Raw genomic sequence first — 16,078 nt, 5'->3', positions numbered from 1 at the left:
CGGAGGAGACACGATTTGAGCCGTACCGCCGCCATCCAGCACGCACTGAACCAGTTCGAATCCGGTGCATTCTTCACGACCCTGAGCCGCCGCGTCGGCCTGCGCACCGAAAGCCAGGAAAGCGGCAGCGGCGCCGCGCTGCGCGCCTACCTGACCGACGAGATCGCGCCCGAGGCCGCCCGCCTCGGTTTCACGTCGCGAATCGTCGACAACCCGGTCGACGGCGGCGGCCCGTTCCTGCTCGCCTCGCGCCACGAAGACGACGCGCTGCCGACCGTGCTGATCTACGGCCACGGCGACGTCGTGCGCGGCTACGACGCGCAGTGGCGCGCGCCGCTGTCGCCGTGGACGCTGACGGCCGACGGCGACCGCTGGTACGGCCGCGGCAGCGCCGACAACAAGGGGCAGCACTCGATCAACCTGGCCGCGCTGGCGAGCGTGCTCGATGCGCGCGGCGGCCGGCTCGGCTTCAACGCGAAGCTGCTGATCGAGATGGGCGAGGAAACCGGGTCGCCGGGCCTCGACGCGCTGTGCCGCCGGGAGCGCGACGCGCTCGCGGCCGACGTGCTGATCGCGTCCGACGGCCCGCGCATCGCCGCCGCGCGCCCGACGGTATTCCTCGGCTCGCGCGGCGCGGTCAACTTCAAGCTGAGCCTGCGCGCCCGCGACGGCGCACATCACTCCGGCAACTGGGGCGGACTGCTGCGCAATCCGGCGATCGTGCTCGCGCATGCGCTCGCGAGCCTCGTCGACGCGCGCGGCGCGATTCGCGTCGCGGGGCTGCGCCCGCCGCCGATCCCGGCTGCCGTGCGCAACGCGCTCGCCGATCTCACCGTCGGCGGCGGCCCCGGCGATCCGACGCTCGACGCCGACTGGGGCGAGCCCGGCCTGTCCGCCGCCGAGCGCGTATTCGGCTGGAACACGTTCGAGATTCTCGCGTTCAAGGCCGGCAACCCGGAGCATCCCGTCAACGCGATCCCGCCCGCCGCGTATGCGCACTGCCAGTTGCGCTTCGTCGTCGGCACCGACTGGGAAGCGCTGCATGCGCATCTGCGCGCGCATCTCGATGCGCACGGCTTCGCCGACATCGAGATCGACGTCGAACGCGGCGCACCGGCGACGCGCGTGCCGCCGGACGATCCGTGGGTCCGCTGGGCCGTCGCGTCGCTCGCGCGCACCACCGGCAAGAAGCCCGCGATCCTGCCGAATCTCGGCGGCACGCTGCCGAACGAGGTGTTTGCCCACACGCTCGGGCTGCCGACGCTGTGGGTGCCGCACTCGTACCCGGCGTGCTCGCAGCACGCGCCCGACGAGCATCTGCTCGCGAGCGTCGTCAGCGAGGGGCTGCAGATGATGGCCGGCCTCTTCTGGGATCTCGGCGACGACGCGCCGCCCGTTCGCCGCGCGGCAGCCGCCGCGGCCGGCGCCGCCCTGTAACGCGCTTCGCCCCTTTCACGGGACTGCACACGATGAATACGACCACCCTGACCTCGCAGGACGCCGCGCGCCCCTGCGCCGCGAAGATCCGCCGCATCATCTTCGCGGCGTCGATCGGCAACGCGCTCGAATGGTTCGACCTGATCGTCTACGGCTTCTTCGCGGTCACGATCGCCAAGCTGTTCTTCCCCGCCACGAGCGAAGCGACGTCGCTGATGCTGACGCTCGGCACGTTCGGGCTGTCCTACCTGATCCGGCCGATCGGCGGCTTCGTGCTCGGCGCGTACGCGGACCGCGCGGGCCGCAAGGCGTCGCTGCTGCTGTCGATCGCGATGATGATGGCCGGCACGCTGCTGATCGCGCTGATGCCGACCTACGCATCGATCGGCATTCTCGCGCCGCTCGGGATCATGCTGTCGCGGCTGATGCAGGGCTTTTCCGCGGGCGGGGAATTCGCGAGTTCGACCGCGTTTCTCGTCGAGCATGCGCCGCAGCGGCGCGGCTTCATGTCGAGCTGGCAGTTCGCGAGCCAGGGCCTCGCGACGTTGCTCGCGTCGGGCTTCGGCGCGCTGCTGACGGCCACGCTGAGTTCCGCGCAACTCGAAAGCTGGGGCTGGCGCGTGCCGTTCCTGTTCGGCCTCGCGATCGGCCCGGTCGGGCTGTACATCCGCCGCTACGTCGACGAAGGCGTCGAGTTCAAGACGCAGGCGCGCTCCGACGCGCCGGTGCGCGAGCTGTTCGCGCACCAGAAGGTGCGGCTGCTGTTGTCGATCGGCGCGCTCGTGATCTCGACCGCGATCAACTACATGATCCTGTACATGCCGACCTACGCGATCAAGCAGCTCGGGCTGCCGGCTTCGACGGGATTCGCGGCGACGCTCGCGACCGGCTTCGTGCTGACGCTCGTCACGCCGGTCGTCGGCCATCTGTCCGACCGCACCGGGCGGATTCGCATGATGGCGGTCGCCGCCGTGCTGATGCTCGTGACCGTGTGGCCGACGTTCGCATGGCTCACGCGCCACGCGTCGTTCGCGACGATGCTCGCCGCACTGGTGTGGATCGGCGCGCTGAAGGCGATGTATTGCGGCGCGCTGCCGGCGCTGATGGCCGAACTGTTCCCGTCGCAAACCCGCGCCACCGGGCTCGCGGTCAGCTACAACACCGGCGTCACGCTGTTCGGCGGCTTCGCGCCGTTCGTCATCACCTGGCTGATCGACGCGACCGGCAACCGGCTGTCGCCGGCGCTCTATCTGATCGGGTGCGCGCTACTGAGCCTCGCCGCGCTGTTCGTCGCGCGCACGCGGCTGAAGATGCGCTGACGCGAGAAACGGCGGCGCAGCCATGCGCCGCCGACACGGCCCGTCGCGGCATCGCTGCCGCGCGGGACGCGCGCCGTTTACGGCGCCGGATTCGGCTGCCGTTCGTGCAATGCGTCGATCTCGGCGAGGATCTCGTCGGACAGCGTCACGTCGATGCTGCCGATGTTCTCCTTCAACTGTTCGAGCGACGTCGCGCCGACCAGATTGCTGCGCACGAACGGGCGGCTGTTGACGAACGCGAGCGCCAGTTGCGCGGGCGACAGCCCGTGACGCCGCGCGAGCGCGACGTAACGCGACGTCGCCTCGACGGCCTGCGGCTTGCTGTAGCGCTGGAAGCGTTCGAACAGCGTGATGCGCGCGCCGGCCGGACGCGCGCCGTTCTCGTACTTGCCGGACAGCCAGCCGAACGCGAGCGGCGAATACGCGAGCAGGCCGACGCCGTCGCGATGCGTGAATTCCGACAGCCCGTTTTCGAACGTGCGGTTCAGCAGGCTGTACGGATTCTGGATGCTCGCGATGCGCGGCAACCCGAGCCGCTCGGCCGCGCGCAGGAACTGCGCGACACCCCACGGCGTTTCGTTCGACACGCCGATCGCGCGCACCTTGCCGGCCTTCACGAATTCCGCGAGCACGCCGAGCGTTTCCTCGATCGGCACCGTGTACGCGTCGTCGATCCACGGATACGCGGGACGGCCGAACGTGGTCGTGCTGCGATCGGGCCAGTGCAGTTGGTAGAGATCGACGTAGTCGGTCTGCAGGCGCTTGAGGCTGCCGTCGAGCGCTTCGGTCAGGTTCTTGCGGTCGAACTGGTTGCCCTCGCCGCGAATGTGGCGCGGATTGTGCGGCTGCCGCGCCGGCCCCGCGATCTTCGTCGCGAGCACGATGCGATCGCGCTGCGCGCGATGCTGCGCGATCCAGGTGCCGATGTATTGCTCGGTGCGGCCCTGCGTGTCGGGCTTCGGCGGCACCGGATACATCTCCGCGGCGTCGATCAGCGTCACGCCCTGCCCGAGCGCATAGTCGATCTGCTCGTGCGCGTCGCGCTCCGAATTCTGCTCGCCCCACGTCATCGTACCGAGACCGATCAGGCTGACCTCGATGCCCGAATCGCCGAGTGTGCGGTATTCCATGCTGTTCCTGTCGCGTCGGTGGAAAGCAGGAACGCTATCACATCGAAGCGCTTGCTTCAGGCGGGCGCCGCGCACGCTTACAAGCGGCTTTTGGGCGGCCCGGCGCGCTCACGCGCCTGCTGCCCGCCGTCACTGCGGCCGCTGGATGAAGCAGGTCGCCGACGCATGCGCGACGATCTTGTCGTCCGGCGTCTTCAGCGTGCCCTCCGCGACGCCCAGCGAACGCGACAGGTGAATCACACGCCCTTCCGCGATCAGGTCGACGTCGCGCGGCACGGGCCGCAGCATCTTCACGTGCAGATCGACGGTACCGTAACCGACGCCCGCGTCGAGCATCGAATGCACCGCGCACCCGGTGACGGAATCGAGCACCGTCGCGGCGAACCCGCCGTGCACGCCGCCCAGTGGATTCAGGTGGCGGCCATCCGCCCGCGCCGAAAACTTCACGTAGCCGAGCTCGACGTCGAGCGGACGCATCGGGATCGTCTCCGAAATCGACGCAAGAGGCGCGTCGCCCGACACGGCGGCACGCAGCAGATCGAGGCCAGACAGGGAAAGCGGATTCATCGGGTTGTCTCCGGGTTGAAAGCGCGTCGCCGCGCGAGTAAGTTCTAAATTGGAACTCATTATTGACAGCGACACCGGTCGTTGTCAACGCGGCTGCGCCCATTGCGACCGAAGGCGGGTTCTATAATCGAACCCGTAGTATACCCGGAGAGCCCCGCCCAGCTTGGCTCCGACGTTTTCGCCCCTCCGAATCCCCGTACGCTTCCCCTCCTTTCTCGCGGCCTGCCCCGGACACCCTGCGACCGATCGACCGGTCGCGGCTCGACCGATCCGGACGTCTTCTATATGTGTACGGGAAGGAGGACGCCGCGCGGCAGTCTCGCCGACTTACCTAGGGAAAGTTCCGCCCTCGCCAATCGGATGCCGAGCTACTTTTGAGCGTGGCTTGCCGCTATGATCGTGCGGAGCGAATAAACGGGGATAATCATGCACGCGGCTGACTGGGTGATAGCTTGCGCTACGCTGCTCGGACCGGTTCTGGGCATTCAGATACAGAAATACCTCGATAAAAGAGGCGAGCGAAACCGGCGGCAGGTGGAGGTCTATCGAACGTTGATGATGAATCGGATCACCTCAAACTCCCCTCCATTCGTCAACGCCCTGAATGCCGTCCCTCTAGAGTTCCATGACAACGAGACTGTCATGAATTCCTGGCGCGACTTGCTCATGCACCTGAACACCGACCCTCAGGTGCAACCGGACGTTTGGGGGCAGCGCCGAATCTCCCTTCTCATGGAACTGCTGAAGGCGATGGGAAAGAGTTTGCACTACGGGTTCCGAGATGCCGAGTTGCAAGCGCATGCTTACGTCCCGAATTGGCAAGTTTCGTTGATGAACGATCAAGAGTTGCTGCGCAAAGGAATAGTCGATCTGATAAAGGGCGAGGCGACATTACCAATGAGCATCGACAAATTTCCGACCGACCCGGAAATGATGAAGCGCACAGCGGAAGTGCAAACGCTCCTTATTGAATGGCTCGAAGGGAAGCGCAGCCCACCGCTCGCGATTCAACCTGAGAAGGTTCAACAGTGACTTACCGCCGCGAGGCACATACTCGACTTACCACGCGCCAATGGTGTATAAAAGTGGCAGACCAAATCGGGGAACAACAATGGCTCTTAAATTCAAAATTGGCGACATCGTTCAACTGAAATCTGGCGGCCCGGAAATGACCGTTCAGTCGGTGCCGAGCTCAACCACATCGACATATCGCTGCCAATGGTTTGCCGGGAGGAAACTTGAGTCCGGTCCTTTTCCCGAGGAATCGCTCATGCCCCCTAAGCCGAAAGCTGAGTGATGGACGCGGCCGCAGCAGCAAAATGGATGCTCGCGCAGCTTGAGCGAGACGGCTGCATCTACCAAGATGACGTAGTTGACCACTTGGTGAAGGCAAAGGCCGACGACCTTCTGCGCGAGAACGCCGATGGAAACTTGGTGGTCGGCACAGCCGTGCTAAACGCCTTCAAATCCATTACTGAAACAACGGTCGTCTGGGTGAAGCCGGATCGCTACTGGCGCTGGCGCGTCAAAGAAGACGAACCCGGCCGTGAGGCTCGCGGCTGACAAACCTACCCTCGCCGCGCTCGAACAAAGTCACGGTCAAACCACAGACGTCCGTTCGAGCGCTTTCGCCAGCATATTGATGAACAGCAAGTACTCCAGCGCCTGCTCGGGGTGATCCTTCATCAACCCGTGAGCACGCGGGTTACGGATCGCTGCCATCGCCCCCGCATACAGGTACATCATTCCCGTCTGCTCGCTGCGCTCGCTCTCGTTTTGTTGATCGTTGAATTTCAGTATCGGTTTATTGGCGTTGAAGATTGCCTGCATCAAACCAGTACCGCTACCGTCGTCCTTTAGAGCGCGCATCTTGACCAAAAGCTCAAGCACCTTGCACGCGGCTTCGACTGCCTCTGCGTAGTGGCCATCCTCGAACAGTTTTGCGCAATGCAGCGCAATCTGCGAGTGCCAGTTGACTGCGCCAAAGACGCGTTGCGCCCGTTCATCTGGTGAGTCATCTCCATCCTGCAATCGCTCTTCAAACAAGTCGATGATCGTGTTGAGGTTCGTGCGCGCCCGATAAATGTTCTTAGCCAAATTATGCGTAAGATCACACTGGTCGTAGTCAAACTTCATGCGGAACTCGACATCAATCAACGAAAACGGTCGAAAGAGTTGCCACTCGCTCGACGTTAGTAGTTCGCCCAACGTCTGCTGCATCTTTCCCTCAAGCGCCATGATCGACGGATCATCGCCTTCCGTGATTAAACTTGGATCAATTGCATCGAGTTCGAGAATACGTCTCTTCAGTTTCTCAATTCCGCGCCGCATCTGCTCGCGGCTAAGTACTTTGACGGTCATAGCTGTCCAAACGTGATGGCGTGCTCGAAGTTCACTACAAAAGCTAAGCTTCGGCAAGCTCAACACATAGCCTCGCTTTTCTGGTGACAAAATAATCGCACGAAAATACCAGAAGCGGGGCTGCGATGTCGTGCGGCCTCCAGTCCGAATGAGCTACCTGTGATACAGGCGAGCGCAGCCGCGCTGTTGCCAATCATCGCGATAATTGGCGGCTGGATTGCGTGGCAGAACGGACCCGATAGCCGCGCCGCGTCTGGGCGGGAGCGGTCGGTGTAGCGCGGACACGAGGGGCGACAGGAGAATTCGGACAGAGGCCGGAACTGTTCGATCCTCTATCCCTCATTCATTTAGGACTTCATATTATGACCACCCGTATCCTCCACTCGAAAATCCCGCACAACCTCCGCGTTCCCCGCAAGACCAACAAAAGCAAAGCCGCACGAGACGCTGTTGCGCCGTCCGTTCGCGGCATCGCCCTCCGCAAGATCGCCGGCAGCGGCCCGGTAGCGGACGCGCTGCGGAAGGCAACGAAGATCGCTGTTGGGCTGGACGCGCTCGTGACGGCGCAAAAGCTCGCGGCCGAAACTGGCGATGCGGAACTCGCGGCGCTCGTCAATAGCCCGAAGCTCATGAAAGCCGTCGACCGCGCGATCAAGCGTCTCGGCCGCGATGTAGACCTCTTCACGAATCGCCCCACCGAAGGCGATCCGAACGTCACAGCAGGCCTGATCGGCGACTCGCGCGTGCAATGGCACGCGATGGACCATCACACGCGCCTTCAGATGGAGCAAGCCGCCAAGAAGGCTGCCGAATTGCGCTCCACGATGACGCTCGATACGGCGCAGAACAAGGTGCGCGCTCAGTTCGGCCTCGACCCCGTGCCGGTCGACGCAGACACGCTGTACGCAATGTTCGGTCACAAGGGTAAGCGCAGCGACGTTTAAGCCCGTCTAGAGCGTTGGCCGCGCCCCCCCGATCAAATCGACGGGCGCGGCGATCCACCAAGTACCCCATCTTTCAAAAGTTCAAAAAATGAGCACGGAATCCCCAAATCCGCAAAAGGTAGGCCCGAACCGTCGCTTTCTTCGAGCGCATCTTCAAGCGAAGTTGTTCCGCCTCGCGTCGGTTAGCAACGATGGCTTCGAGGCGTCAAACCTCGTGGACTTCCAACTGATCCCTAAGGTCAATCTCACCTCGTTCAAGTCGGAAGACCCGAGCGATACACGGACCTACAGCAAGATCACCATGTTCTCCGGCGCGTTCATAAAGGGCATGGACTTCACGACCCTGCCGTTTATCGTTTCGTTCAGCTATCGGGCGGGCGAGCCGCGCGCTGCGATCGGTCAGTTTGCCATCGGATGCCGCCTAGCCGCGAACGAGCGCACCCTCGCGTTTCTGTCTGTGATCGACTATCTGGAGCGATCGGGCGATCTGCCGGCCGGGTCGCTGCAAAAACACAAGGTGCGCCTCACAAAAAGCGGGCAGCGTCCGGAGCGCGCGGCGACTGTCGACGGATACGAGGAATTTTGCGAACGTGCGCTGCGCGACGTGCCGTATGACGACATGATCGCTGCGGCGGCATGAGGAAGCTGGTATGGCCGCTGATCGTCCTATGGGCGATCCTCAAAGTGCTGCTCGGCATCGAGCTTGTTTACCAATGGTGGAAAGACAGATGTGCAACGAAAATCAAACCCTGAGCCGCGAAGAATTCGACCGTCTGTGGGACAGCGGCCAGCACAACAAAATCTGGAGCCGCGACAAGGCGATCGCCGCGCTGGAGAAGATGGCGAAGTTCGGTAGCGGGAACAAGTTCACGCGCGCTGAGGCCCGTAGGGAGCTTGAGCGCGTCCGGAAATGTGCGCCCGCCGTGTAGGATCGCCCGGAGCACGGCCCGAACGCCGCGCGCTATACCTTCCGCCTACCTCTACCCTCCCGGCCGCTCCTGCGGCCGTTTCTTCATCCGCCGACGATTCTTTCATCCGAAGTTGCGGAATTGCCCTTCGCGTACAGCCGCGCCAACTGCGCAAACCCGCGCCGGATAAGCGAGAGTGGGTAGTTGAGCATTTATTCTCAATATAAGGTAGGTGAGGATAGGTATACAGGGTAGAAGGAATAGGCGGCTGCGCAAATTGAGGTAATTCCGCAACTTAGCCGCGATGACCGGCACGGTCGCGGCTGTAGCGAACACCGACGAAGCGATACGCCGCCCTTCCCCTTCGGTCTAGGCGGCGTATAGAGTGTACGGAAAGGAGCGGGACGGGTTACGCGGGCGGCAGGCCGCTGACCTTCATGTAGAACGGCGTGTCGCGGCTGGTCAGGTCGTATTCGATGCCCGAAACGACATACGTGCCGCGAAGGCTGGGGTTCAGCTTCGACGTGATCGATGCGGCGTTGACAAGCGAGATTTCGGTGTTCATTAGGCAGTTAAACTCCACGCCCCAATCGTTCCACATCGGCGTGCCGATGAACTCGGTGACGTTGGCGATTTTGGACAAGTTGATTGCCTTATTCAAGTCGCGCACGATCAGCTTGTTGTTATCGACGAACGCTACGACGGCGGGCTTGAACGCGTCCTGAATTTGGATGATCAGACTTGACACAGTATTCGCCGTGGCAAATTGATTATTGAGTACCTTATTGTTGTAGGACGTATCACAGATTGTTTGCTCCACGCCCATCTGCCTTCCGGCCCATTCGACATAGGACTTGAACGTGCCACTGGCCGGGGCGGGTTCCGTCACGAATGCGGTCTTGTCGATCTGCCGCGAGAAACAGTCCAGCCGAATGCCGATTGTGGGCGGCCCGGAGATAGGGGTGGCGGTGACCACTTGGCCCTCGAAGATCGTCGTGGCCAAATCCCTGTCGACGGAGCGGTAGCCCGCTTCGACCTTCACGTTCACGTAGTTCGGATCGGCGAGGCCCGCCACAACGTTCCGATAGCGCCACTGCGTAAACTGCGAAAGAAGCGTCTCGCGCAGCGTGCCGGACAAGTTCATCACGTCGATCGAGCACTTGCTCTGGATCGCCAGAGCGAGCTTTCGAATGCGCACGCGCATTTCGATCGTCTCGTCCAGAACTACGTCGCCGTTCTGGAGGCTGAAAGTAACTTTGAGGATGCGGCTTCCGAGTGCCATTTTGTAATCCTGATTGTTTGCTCTTAAATGAAGAACGCCGCGCGGGATGGGCGCGGCGTGAGTCGGTCAGCCCTTCAGGCCGTCGGCATAGTGGACGACTAGCTCGTTCATCGCGTCGCGCAGATGATCGTTCACCGCCTGTCCGACTGCGTGAGGGTCGGCCGCACCGTTGATCGTGATCGGTGCGTTAATGGTGATCGGCAGCTCGCCGCGTGTACGGACGCGCCCGCTGTCCACCTTCTGCTTATCGACAACGCCCTGCGAGTACTGCCGCATCAGGTCGAGGCCGCGCGACTGATCACGCAACTCCGTTTGCAGCTTCGCGTACGTCATCGCAGGAAGTCCGGCGACAGACAACTGACGCTGCAAGCCGACGATATTGTTCTGAATACCGGCCTTCATCTGCTGCGCCGCCCATGCTGCATCACTGCGCGACACGCCGCCCTGCTGGACTTGTTCGACCGGAACGCCGAGCCAGCTTGCGACGGCCTTCTGGACGCTGACTACGTTCATACCCGCGCGGCTGTTCGCGGCGATACCGTTGATGCCGCCGCTTGCGCCGTACGCTTTGTTGATCTTCGCGATGTAGTTCGGATCGGAGTTGCCGTTATAGGCGGTCAGAGCCGCGATCTTGTCGCCGTTGAACTTACGATAGTTCTCAGCATAGATGCGCGTGCCAACGTCAATATTCGCGGCCGGGTCCATCACATCGCGCCCGTTACCGTACGCCTTCCAATTGCCGCGCGTAATCTGCATCAGACCGCCCGCGCCCGTGCTACTGTATTGCCCGTTCCTGCCACCCGACTCGACGTGCATGATGGCTGCGATCATTTGCGGGTCCATGCCGTACTTCTTCGCGCTTGCCGCGATCATGTCTGCGTACTGGTTCGACTTCCAGCTACCGTTTCCGCCGCCCGCGAGTGCTGCTGCGTTCGCCCCCGGCAGATTGTTCGCCTTACCGATCTCACCGGCCCATGCCGCCCATGCCTGCTGATCGTCGATCGCGGCCGTGAACGCATGAACCGCGCCTTGGAACATGTTGATGGCCAGGGCCATCTTGTTGGCGGTTTGAACGCCTTGCTTGTTCGCGTCGTCCATCTTGTCGACCGCTTCGTCGCGCTTGTCTGCTGCCTTTTGCTCCGCCTGCTTTGCCTTCTGAGCGTCCGCATCGCCCTTCTTCGACTCGTCGGACACCGGATCGCCGATACCGAGCATCCTCCGCGCCCACCCGATGAGGCCCGGAGCCTTGCTCGGCGTAACCGGCTTATGTTCGATGCTGCCGAGCAGGGGCTTTCCGTCGAGGTCTTTGACGGCCTTCGGAACGAGCGCGGCAATCTGCGTGAGAAAGTCGACGAACCGCGAGAAGGACGGAAGAAGTTGCTGCGCGAGCACCGTCTCGGCGCGCTGATATTCCGCAGTGAGCGTGGATACGGAGTCGTTGTACTTCGTCAGCGATTCCTCGGCCTTCTGCCGCGCGCTGACTTCGTCGCCGGTCAGGTCGGTGATCTTGCCGATCGACGGACCAAGCTTTTGCACCGTCAGGAGCCAATCCTGCGACATGCCGGTAGCCTTCGCGATGCCCTGGACATCTGCTGCCGATTTGCCGCGCAGGCCCGCTGAAAGTTGCGTGAGCCGCTCCGTAAGGCCGGTAGGGTTCGCGCCGCGCTCGCCGACATTGACGCCGAGCATCCGGGCAATACGCGCCTCCGAGCCGACGCGTGTCGGGTCTTGATAAGCGGAGTTCGTCAACTCGGCGAACTGCTTGATCCCGTCCAGCGCGGCATCGCGACCAACGTAACCGCCGCTGGCGCGATTGAACTGACGTTGCCAGTTTTCTACGCGCGTACCGGACACGCCCAACTGCATCCCTGCACTGCGCTGCTTGTTGTACTGCTCGCGAAGATCCATGACGGACTTGACGCCGACTGCGAGCGCCCCGACCGCTACGGCCGCAACGCCGAACTCCGCGCCCATCGCCCGGACGGCGGCGGACACGCCGTTAAGCCCCGGCACTAGCTTGCCGACCTCGGACGCTGCGCCTGAAGCGAAGGTTTTTAACGCGCCGGAGCTGTCCTTTGCCCCTTTCTCCACGCCGTCCATTTTCTTCTTCAGCTGTTCGAGCCGCGAGAGGCCGTCGTGCACCTCCACTTTGTAACTGAGGACAAAGCGATCGATATCGTCACTCATGAATCTTCGCTCCCACGCTTACGCGACGTGCCCTTCTTCCAGATCGGCCCGGAATGCGGCCGCAGCGCGCTTTTCTTTGCGCTCCGACGCGTCGATCTCAGCCTGCCGCTCAGCGATTACCTCGTTGAGCGCCTTGAAGTCGGATTCGCGCGGGTGCGAGGTCGACAGCGGGCGGTAGTCCTTCAACAGCGGTTCGACATCTGCCGCAGCAGCCTTGGCGAGCGCGGCGAACTGTTCGACGTTCTGGGTCAGCAGCACGTCACGCAGCGCCGGATCGACCGTTGCGAGCGCCTGATCGACTTCGTATTGGTAGGCGTTCGTGGTTTCGTACGCGTCCGCCGCCAGCACGAGGGCTTCGGGCGTCGCAACGAAGAGGTGTCCGAACACGGCCATGAACGATTCCGCCGCGCTGTACCCGGCCGCGCGCAGCATCGCGTGCTTGCGACGGTCGACCGGATCGAGCAGAGCGCGAACGACTTGGCGATTGCCGAAGTCTTCGGGCTGAAGGGGTGCGTATTCGGTGTAACGAATGCGGATTGCGTGGAGGGGGTTCTTGGCTTTTCTCATGATGGTATGTGATCCTGATTAATTGTCGAGTGGCGAACAGTTCGCCGCCACTGTTCGAATTCTCCCTTGCCGCGATGTGTTCGCGAAACTAAGAACACCTGTTCCTCTTATATAGCGCGAACATACGTGGGACAACTAACCTTCCGTCCATTAAACCTACATCGGGAGCCCGGTATGTCGTCTGTCTATTTCCCCACGATCGCAGAATCACGGTTCGCCGGGGACAAGTTCGATCGAGCGTTCTATGGTGCGAGCGAGCACGATGGCGTTGTTCGCGCGTCGAAGAGGAAGGGTGCGATAAACGAAGCGCAACGGGCGGCGCAAAAACAGTGGGGGCGGTTCGTCTACAGCACAGCGGATGCCGAACAGGGGCCTGCCGCGAGCGACGTGGAGGGCGAAGGCGATGAATGATGTTGTGGTGATCGACGAAGCTGAAGAACTGGTCGATCCGGAGGCCGAAGCCGCGCGTGAGCGTGCCGCTGCTGGCGCATTTGCTTACTTGTCACGTCTGCTCGAAGACCTGCCGGTGTCGTTCTATAGCGGCACGCTCGGCATTAGGTCACCACTGGGCGATGCAACCTTGGCATCTAACGCAGTCGGAGTCGGCGAATCGTGGTACGACGAAACGGTCCGAGAAGCGCGGCTGAAGCGTGAGGGAGTTAGCGTGACGCTGCCAAACGGCAACGTGGAGCGGTTCAAATCGGTCGCCGTCGCGTTCAAGCAGTTGCTGCTGCCGCTGCGCGGTCACATCCGGTTCCGCCAAAAACTCAAGCAGAATCGCGTCGCAACGTTCGATCACAACGGTAAAGCGTACGCGTTCGAGCTGGTGTCGATCGACTGAAAATGCGAGAGGTTCTTAGCTAGAACCTCCCCACCCTTGCGGCGATTGGCGTTGCGGCGATCTGCCCGAAAATCCCCTCCTTCCTCACCGCGATTCGGTCGAGTCGCCGCCCTCCTTCGCTTCCTCCTGAACCACCTGTGCGCGGATCGCGATGATGTCCTGAGCGGACAGCAGACGCAGCACGCCCGACAGCTTGAGCAGCGTTTCGGAACGTTCCGCAGCTTCCGGATCATCGCCCGTGCTGCCGTGGATCGCGACGCGTTCGAGGTCAGCCGCGCGCTGTGCACGGACCGACGGTGCGAGGTCGAGCGACGCGAGCAGGATCGGGCGCGTGTACGGGTGCGCCAGAACCTTGTTGATATGGCCTACGCGGCTGACGGTGGGATGGTCGATGGTGATCATGTCTGCTCCTTTTGGCGTGGTGATCGGTTATCGGGAAAGTAAGTCTCGAAGGTGCATGAGGCCACGTCGTGCGCGTTCGTTCTGCGCTTCTCGGAGTTCGGCCCGTTCGCTTTCGGACACAACGAGTTCGCCGCGCATGGCGCGATGCGTCGACAAGACGTGAAGGCCGTCCGTATCTCGCTGCGTCTGTCGAGGGCGCATGACACGTTCGAGGCACTGGCTGAAGGATGGCCGTTCGCGCGCTTCGGCCGTAGCTCGCACGCTCTTTGCGAGGTAGTCGCGGCTCGTCTCCGTGATCTCAGTTTGGAGGGTGAGCGATTCGTCGACGTTGATCGTGGGGTCGATCGCCGCGCCAATGCCGGGTGCTTGCTCAGCCCTCCACGCTCCGGGCTTATCGTCGGCCGCACCGCTGTCGAAGAATGTCCCTGCGGGCTTCTTCGCGTCGGTCGACGGTTCGGTTGCGCTCGGCTTTGCGCCCTTGGTGAACAGCCCCATTACGCTTCCTCCTGGTCCGTTTCCGGACGTTTCGATGGATACTTCATTTCTGCTTCCGGTGAGCCGGGTTCGGGGTGACGTGGAAACTTGGGAGGCGCGCCTGACAACCACTCGACGGTAAGTCGCAGCGCAGTCGTCTCGTCGTCCGTGAGTTTGTCAGAGAACGCGACCCAGCCGCGCCAACCGGGGTACCAAAAGCAGAATCGCGCGCCGCCATCCATCTGCCCTTCGCCCTCGTCACGCGCGATGCTGTCGAGAGCTTCGATGGACTCGTCGCGATCGGCCAGCCGCAAGCTAATATGGATGAAACCGATGAGCCACTTGCCCCACACGCTTCTGACCGACTTGAGCCATTCGAACCATTGCGCGCTCAGACCGTCCGTCAGGTGATAGATCGGGCTGCGCTCGTCGCACGGATGGTTGTCGTAAAGCTGGTTGAATCCGCACACATCAAGCAAATCTCGATGCTCGGCGCGGTCGCCCCCATACATTTGATAGAAGTCGCCTAGCTCGAAATTGCGCTTACCGGCCTTGTACATCGTCGCGTAGAGCCAGCGGTTAGCGACTCTCGGGCCGAACTCGGCCGCGATGCTATCGTATTCGTGTTCTATCTGGTCGGCGGGCATTGGTCTGTAGGTCGGTGTGGGTCGCGCGCAGCGGACGGCCTAGCGCCGCGCGTATCGACCTTAGTGTCGAGTCTCCGTGCCAAACTGACGTTCGATGCGGCGGGCATAGAAATCCGCGAGACTACGGTCGACGAGCTTCTGTTGACCGGTATCCGCGATCTCAGTGATGCCGAGTAAGATGTTCAACTGTGCGATCGCGTTGAGCCGCGACGACTCTCTGTGGCGGTCGTCCATCACGATCTGGAGAAGCTTGTGCGCGGATAGGCGCGCGTGCCATAGTTCATCGGGCTTCGACTCCCTGATGCGTGCTGCGATCTTTGCGGCGACCGATGGGACGGATAGAAGCGCTGCCGCCAAAGCATCCGCGTTACCAAGGTGCCGCCCGTGTTTGATCATCTCGAACGCGCGAATAACGGCTACATCACGCGGGATGCCCTTAACGTACATATCGACGAACGCATCGACGTTCGAAGTCAATTCCGGAAAAAGCCAGTCGTCGTCGGCAAACTTACGCGGATCGTGACGCGGGAGTTCTTCGACACCATCGCTGTAACGATTGCTCATGTTAGGTATCCTGTACAAACTTACTGGCGAATGTACCCGTCATTGCGTGTCCAGTCGAGGCAAGCAGCCCGATTACGGGGATTTAGGAGGGGAACGCTGTGCCACGCAGACCTCGATCCTTGTCCGATCCAAGCCCTGTATAGGTTTTGCCAAGTCGAGCGAGGTTCTACCGTAGAACCCGCTCGCAGATTCGACCGGTGTTCGTGCGTCAAGGGTGGTCGCCGCGCGCAACGATTGATATCGATCCGCGCACTTGGTGTGACGTAGCGTTGCCGCGCCTGCTGGTAACCCCGGTAACCTCTAGAGAAGAGAACGGGTTACCGTGCAAAGCCGCGCCCCGCTTGACGGTAACCCCGGTAACCCTAGTAACCCTAGAAATATATAAGAGGTTACTCAAGAAGCGACTAGCGTACGTCACTTTGTTTGCATTCGCGCGCGCGGCTCCCCC

General features: G+C 62.1%; 20 protein-coding genes. 10 read left to right on the top strand and 10 right to left on the bottom strand.

Annotated features, from left to right (window positions below; translation table 11 throughout):
- Positions 1 to 15 precede the first annotated feature (15 nt).
- On the top strand, positions 16 to 1,437 hold the full coding sequence (locus WT53_RS15695; RefSeq protein ID WP_060260536.1) for a M20 family metallopeptidase: 1,422 nt from the start codon (positions 16 to 18) through the stop codon (positions 1,435 to 1,437).
- A gap of 32 nt (positions 1,438 to 1,469) precedes the next feature.
- Positions 1,470 to 2,756: an MFS transporter gene (locus tag WT53_RS15690; protein ID WP_060260533.1), complete on the top strand. Its 1,287-nt coding sequence runs from the start codon at positions 1,470 to 1,472 to the stop codon at positions 2,754 to 2,756.
- Between the two features lie 77 nt (positions 2,757 to 2,833).
- Here WT53_RS15690 and WT53_RS15685 read toward each other — a convergent pair whose 3' ends face one another.
- A complete protein-coding gene (locus WT53_RS15685) occupies positions 2,834 to 3,886 on the bottom strand; it encodes an NADP(H)-dependent aldo-keto reductase (protein WP_034207236.1) in 1,053 nt (350 codons plus the stop codon).
- 129 nt (positions 3,887 to 4,015) lie between these two features.
- On the bottom strand, positions 4,016 to 4,453 hold the full coding sequence (locus WT53_RS15680) for a PaaI family thioesterase (RefSeq protein ID WP_006484216.1): 438 nt from the start codon (positions 4,451 to 4,453) through the stop codon (positions 4,016 to 4,018).
- Between the two features lie 426 nt (positions 4,454 to 4,879).
- Between WT53_RS15680 and WT53_RS15675 the strand changes: the two genes are divergently transcribed.
- The 3 genes from WT53_RS15675 to WT53_RS15670 are packed head-to-tail and all read left to right on the top strand — an operon-like array spanning position 4,880 to position 6,016.
- On the top strand, positions 4,880 to 5,485 hold the full coding sequence (locus tag WT53_RS15675) for a DUF6680 family protein (protein ID WP_060260530.1): 606 nt from the start codon (positions 4,880 to 4,882) through the stop codon (positions 5,483 to 5,485).
- Between the two features lie 40 nt (positions 5,486 to 5,525).
- The gene (locus WT53_RS34415) at positions 5,526 to 5,750 is read left to right on the top strand and encodes a YodC family protein (RefSeq protein ID WP_373558451.1); all 225 of its coding nucleotides are present in this window, start codon (positions 5,526 to 5,528) and stop codon (positions 5,748 to 5,750) included.
- Entirely contained in the window at positions 5,750 to 6,016 is a 267-nt protein-coding gene (locus WT53_RS15670) for a hypothetical protein (protein WP_060260527.1), read from the top strand. The genes WT53_RS34415 and WT53_RS15670 overlap by 1 nt, the downstream gene beginning before the upstream one ends.
- Before the next feature lie 36 nt (positions 6,017 to 6,052).
- Here the strand turns inward: WT53_RS15670 and WT53_RS15665 are convergent, their stop codons facing one another.
- Entirely contained in the window at positions 6,053 to 6,814 is a 762-nt protein-coding gene (locus tag WT53_RS15665; protein ID WP_060260522.1) for a TIGR02391 family protein, read from the bottom strand.
- Between the two features lie 362 nt (positions 6,815 to 7,176).
- Here WT53_RS15665 and WT53_RS15660 point away from each other — a divergent pair, with 362 nt between their 5' ends.
- From WT53_RS15660 to WT53_RS15650, 3 genes are all read left to right on the top strand, one after another.
- The gene (locus WT53_RS15660; RefSeq protein ID WP_060260518.1) at positions 7,177 to 7,758 is read left to right on the top strand and encodes a hypothetical protein; all 582 of its coding nucleotides are present in this window, start codon (positions 7,177 to 7,179) and stop codon (positions 7,756 to 7,758) included.
- 214 nt (positions 7,759 to 7,972) lie between these two features.
- Positions 7,973 to 8,398, top strand: coding sequence for a hypothetical protein (locus tag WT53_RS15655; RefSeq protein ID WP_156447885.1), 426 nt, complete (start codon positions 7,973 to 7,975; stop codon positions 8,396 to 8,398).
- Positions 8,399 to 8,486: 88 nt separating this feature from the next.
- The gene (locus WT53_RS15650) at positions 8,487 to 8,687 is read left to right on the top strand and encodes a hypothetical protein (protein WP_156447884.1); all 201 of its coding nucleotides are present in this window, start codon (positions 8,487 to 8,489) and stop codon (positions 8,685 to 8,687) included.
- Positions 8,688 to 9,075: 388 nt separating this feature from the next.
- Here WT53_RS15650 and WT53_RS15645 read toward each other — a convergent pair whose 3' ends face one another.
- The 3 genes from WT53_RS15645 to WT53_RS15635 form a co-directional block, all read right to left on the bottom strand.
- The gene (locus WT53_RS15645) at positions 9,076 to 9,948 is read right to left on the bottom strand and encodes a hypothetical protein (protein ID WP_060260505.1); all 873 of its coding nucleotides are present in this window, start codon (positions 9,946 to 9,948) and stop codon (positions 9,076 to 9,078) included.
- 66 nt (positions 9,949 to 10,014) lie between these two features.
- Positions 10,015 to 12,135, bottom strand: coding sequence for a lytic transglycosylase domain-containing protein (locus WT53_RS15640; protein ID WP_082727500.1), 2,121 nt, complete (start codon positions 12,133 to 12,135; stop codon positions 10,015 to 10,017).
- Between the two features lie 18 nt (positions 12,136 to 12,153).
- Complete coding sequence (locus tag WT53_RS15635) at positions 12,154 to 12,702, bottom strand: hypothetical protein (protein ID WP_060260498.1); 549 nt, start codon at positions 12,700 to 12,702, stop codon at positions 12,154 to 12,156.
- 174 nt (positions 12,703 to 12,876) lie between these two features.
- On the opposite strand from WT53_RS15635, the gene WT53_RS15630 reads away from it, so the two are divergent.
- Positions 12,877 to 13,113, top strand: a complete 237-nt coding sequence (locus WT53_RS15630; protein WP_053525702.1) for a hypothetical protein — start codon at positions 12,877 to 12,879, stop codon at positions 13,111 to 13,113.
- Entirely contained in the window at positions 13,106 to 13,543 is a 438-nt protein-coding gene (locus WT53_RS33525) for a hypothetical protein (RefSeq protein WP_154585780.1), read from the top strand. Before WT53_RS15630 ends, WT53_RS33525 begins: the two co-directional genes overlap by 8 nt.
- Positions 13,544 to 13,627: 84 nt before the next feature.
- Here the strand turns inward: WT53_RS33525 and WT53_RS15625 are convergent, their stop codons facing one another.
- Genes WT53_RS15625 through WT53_RS15610 form a run of 4 tightly spaced genes read right to left on the bottom strand, consistent with a single transcriptional unit; the run spans position 13,628 to position 15,630 of the window.
- Positions 13,628 to 13,945, bottom strand: coding sequence for a hypothetical protein (locus WT53_RS15625; RefSeq protein WP_060260495.1), 318 nt, complete (start codon positions 13,943 to 13,945; stop codon positions 13,628 to 13,630).
- 27 nt (positions 13,946 to 13,972) lie between these two features.
- Positions 13,973 to 14,440: a hypothetical protein gene (locus WT53_RS15620; protein WP_060260492.1), complete on the bottom strand. Its 468-nt coding sequence runs from the start codon at positions 14,438 to 14,440 to the stop codon at positions 13,973 to 13,975.
- Positions 14,440 to 15,066, bottom strand: coding sequence for a hypothetical protein (locus WT53_RS15615; protein ID WP_060260489.1), 627 nt, complete (start codon positions 15,064 to 15,066; stop codon positions 14,440 to 14,442). The genes WT53_RS15620 and WT53_RS15615 overlap by 1 nt, the downstream gene beginning before the upstream one ends.
- 60 nt (positions 15,067 to 15,126) lie before the next feature.
- Positions 15,127 to 15,630, bottom strand: coding sequence for a hypothetical protein (locus tag WT53_RS15610; RefSeq protein ID WP_060260487.1), 504 nt, complete (start codon positions 15,628 to 15,630; stop codon positions 15,127 to 15,129).
- Positions 15,631 to 16,078: the final 448 nt, after the last annotated feature.

The sequence above is a fragment of the Burkholderia sp. MSMB2157WGS genome, from assembly GCF_001532755.1.
Classification (GTDB): Bacteria; Pseudomonadota; Gammaproteobacteria; order Burkholderiales; family Burkholderiaceae; genus Burkholderia.
The sequence above is the reverse complement of the archived record's forward strand: the minus strand, read 5'-3'. Positions and strand labels throughout refer to the sequence as shown.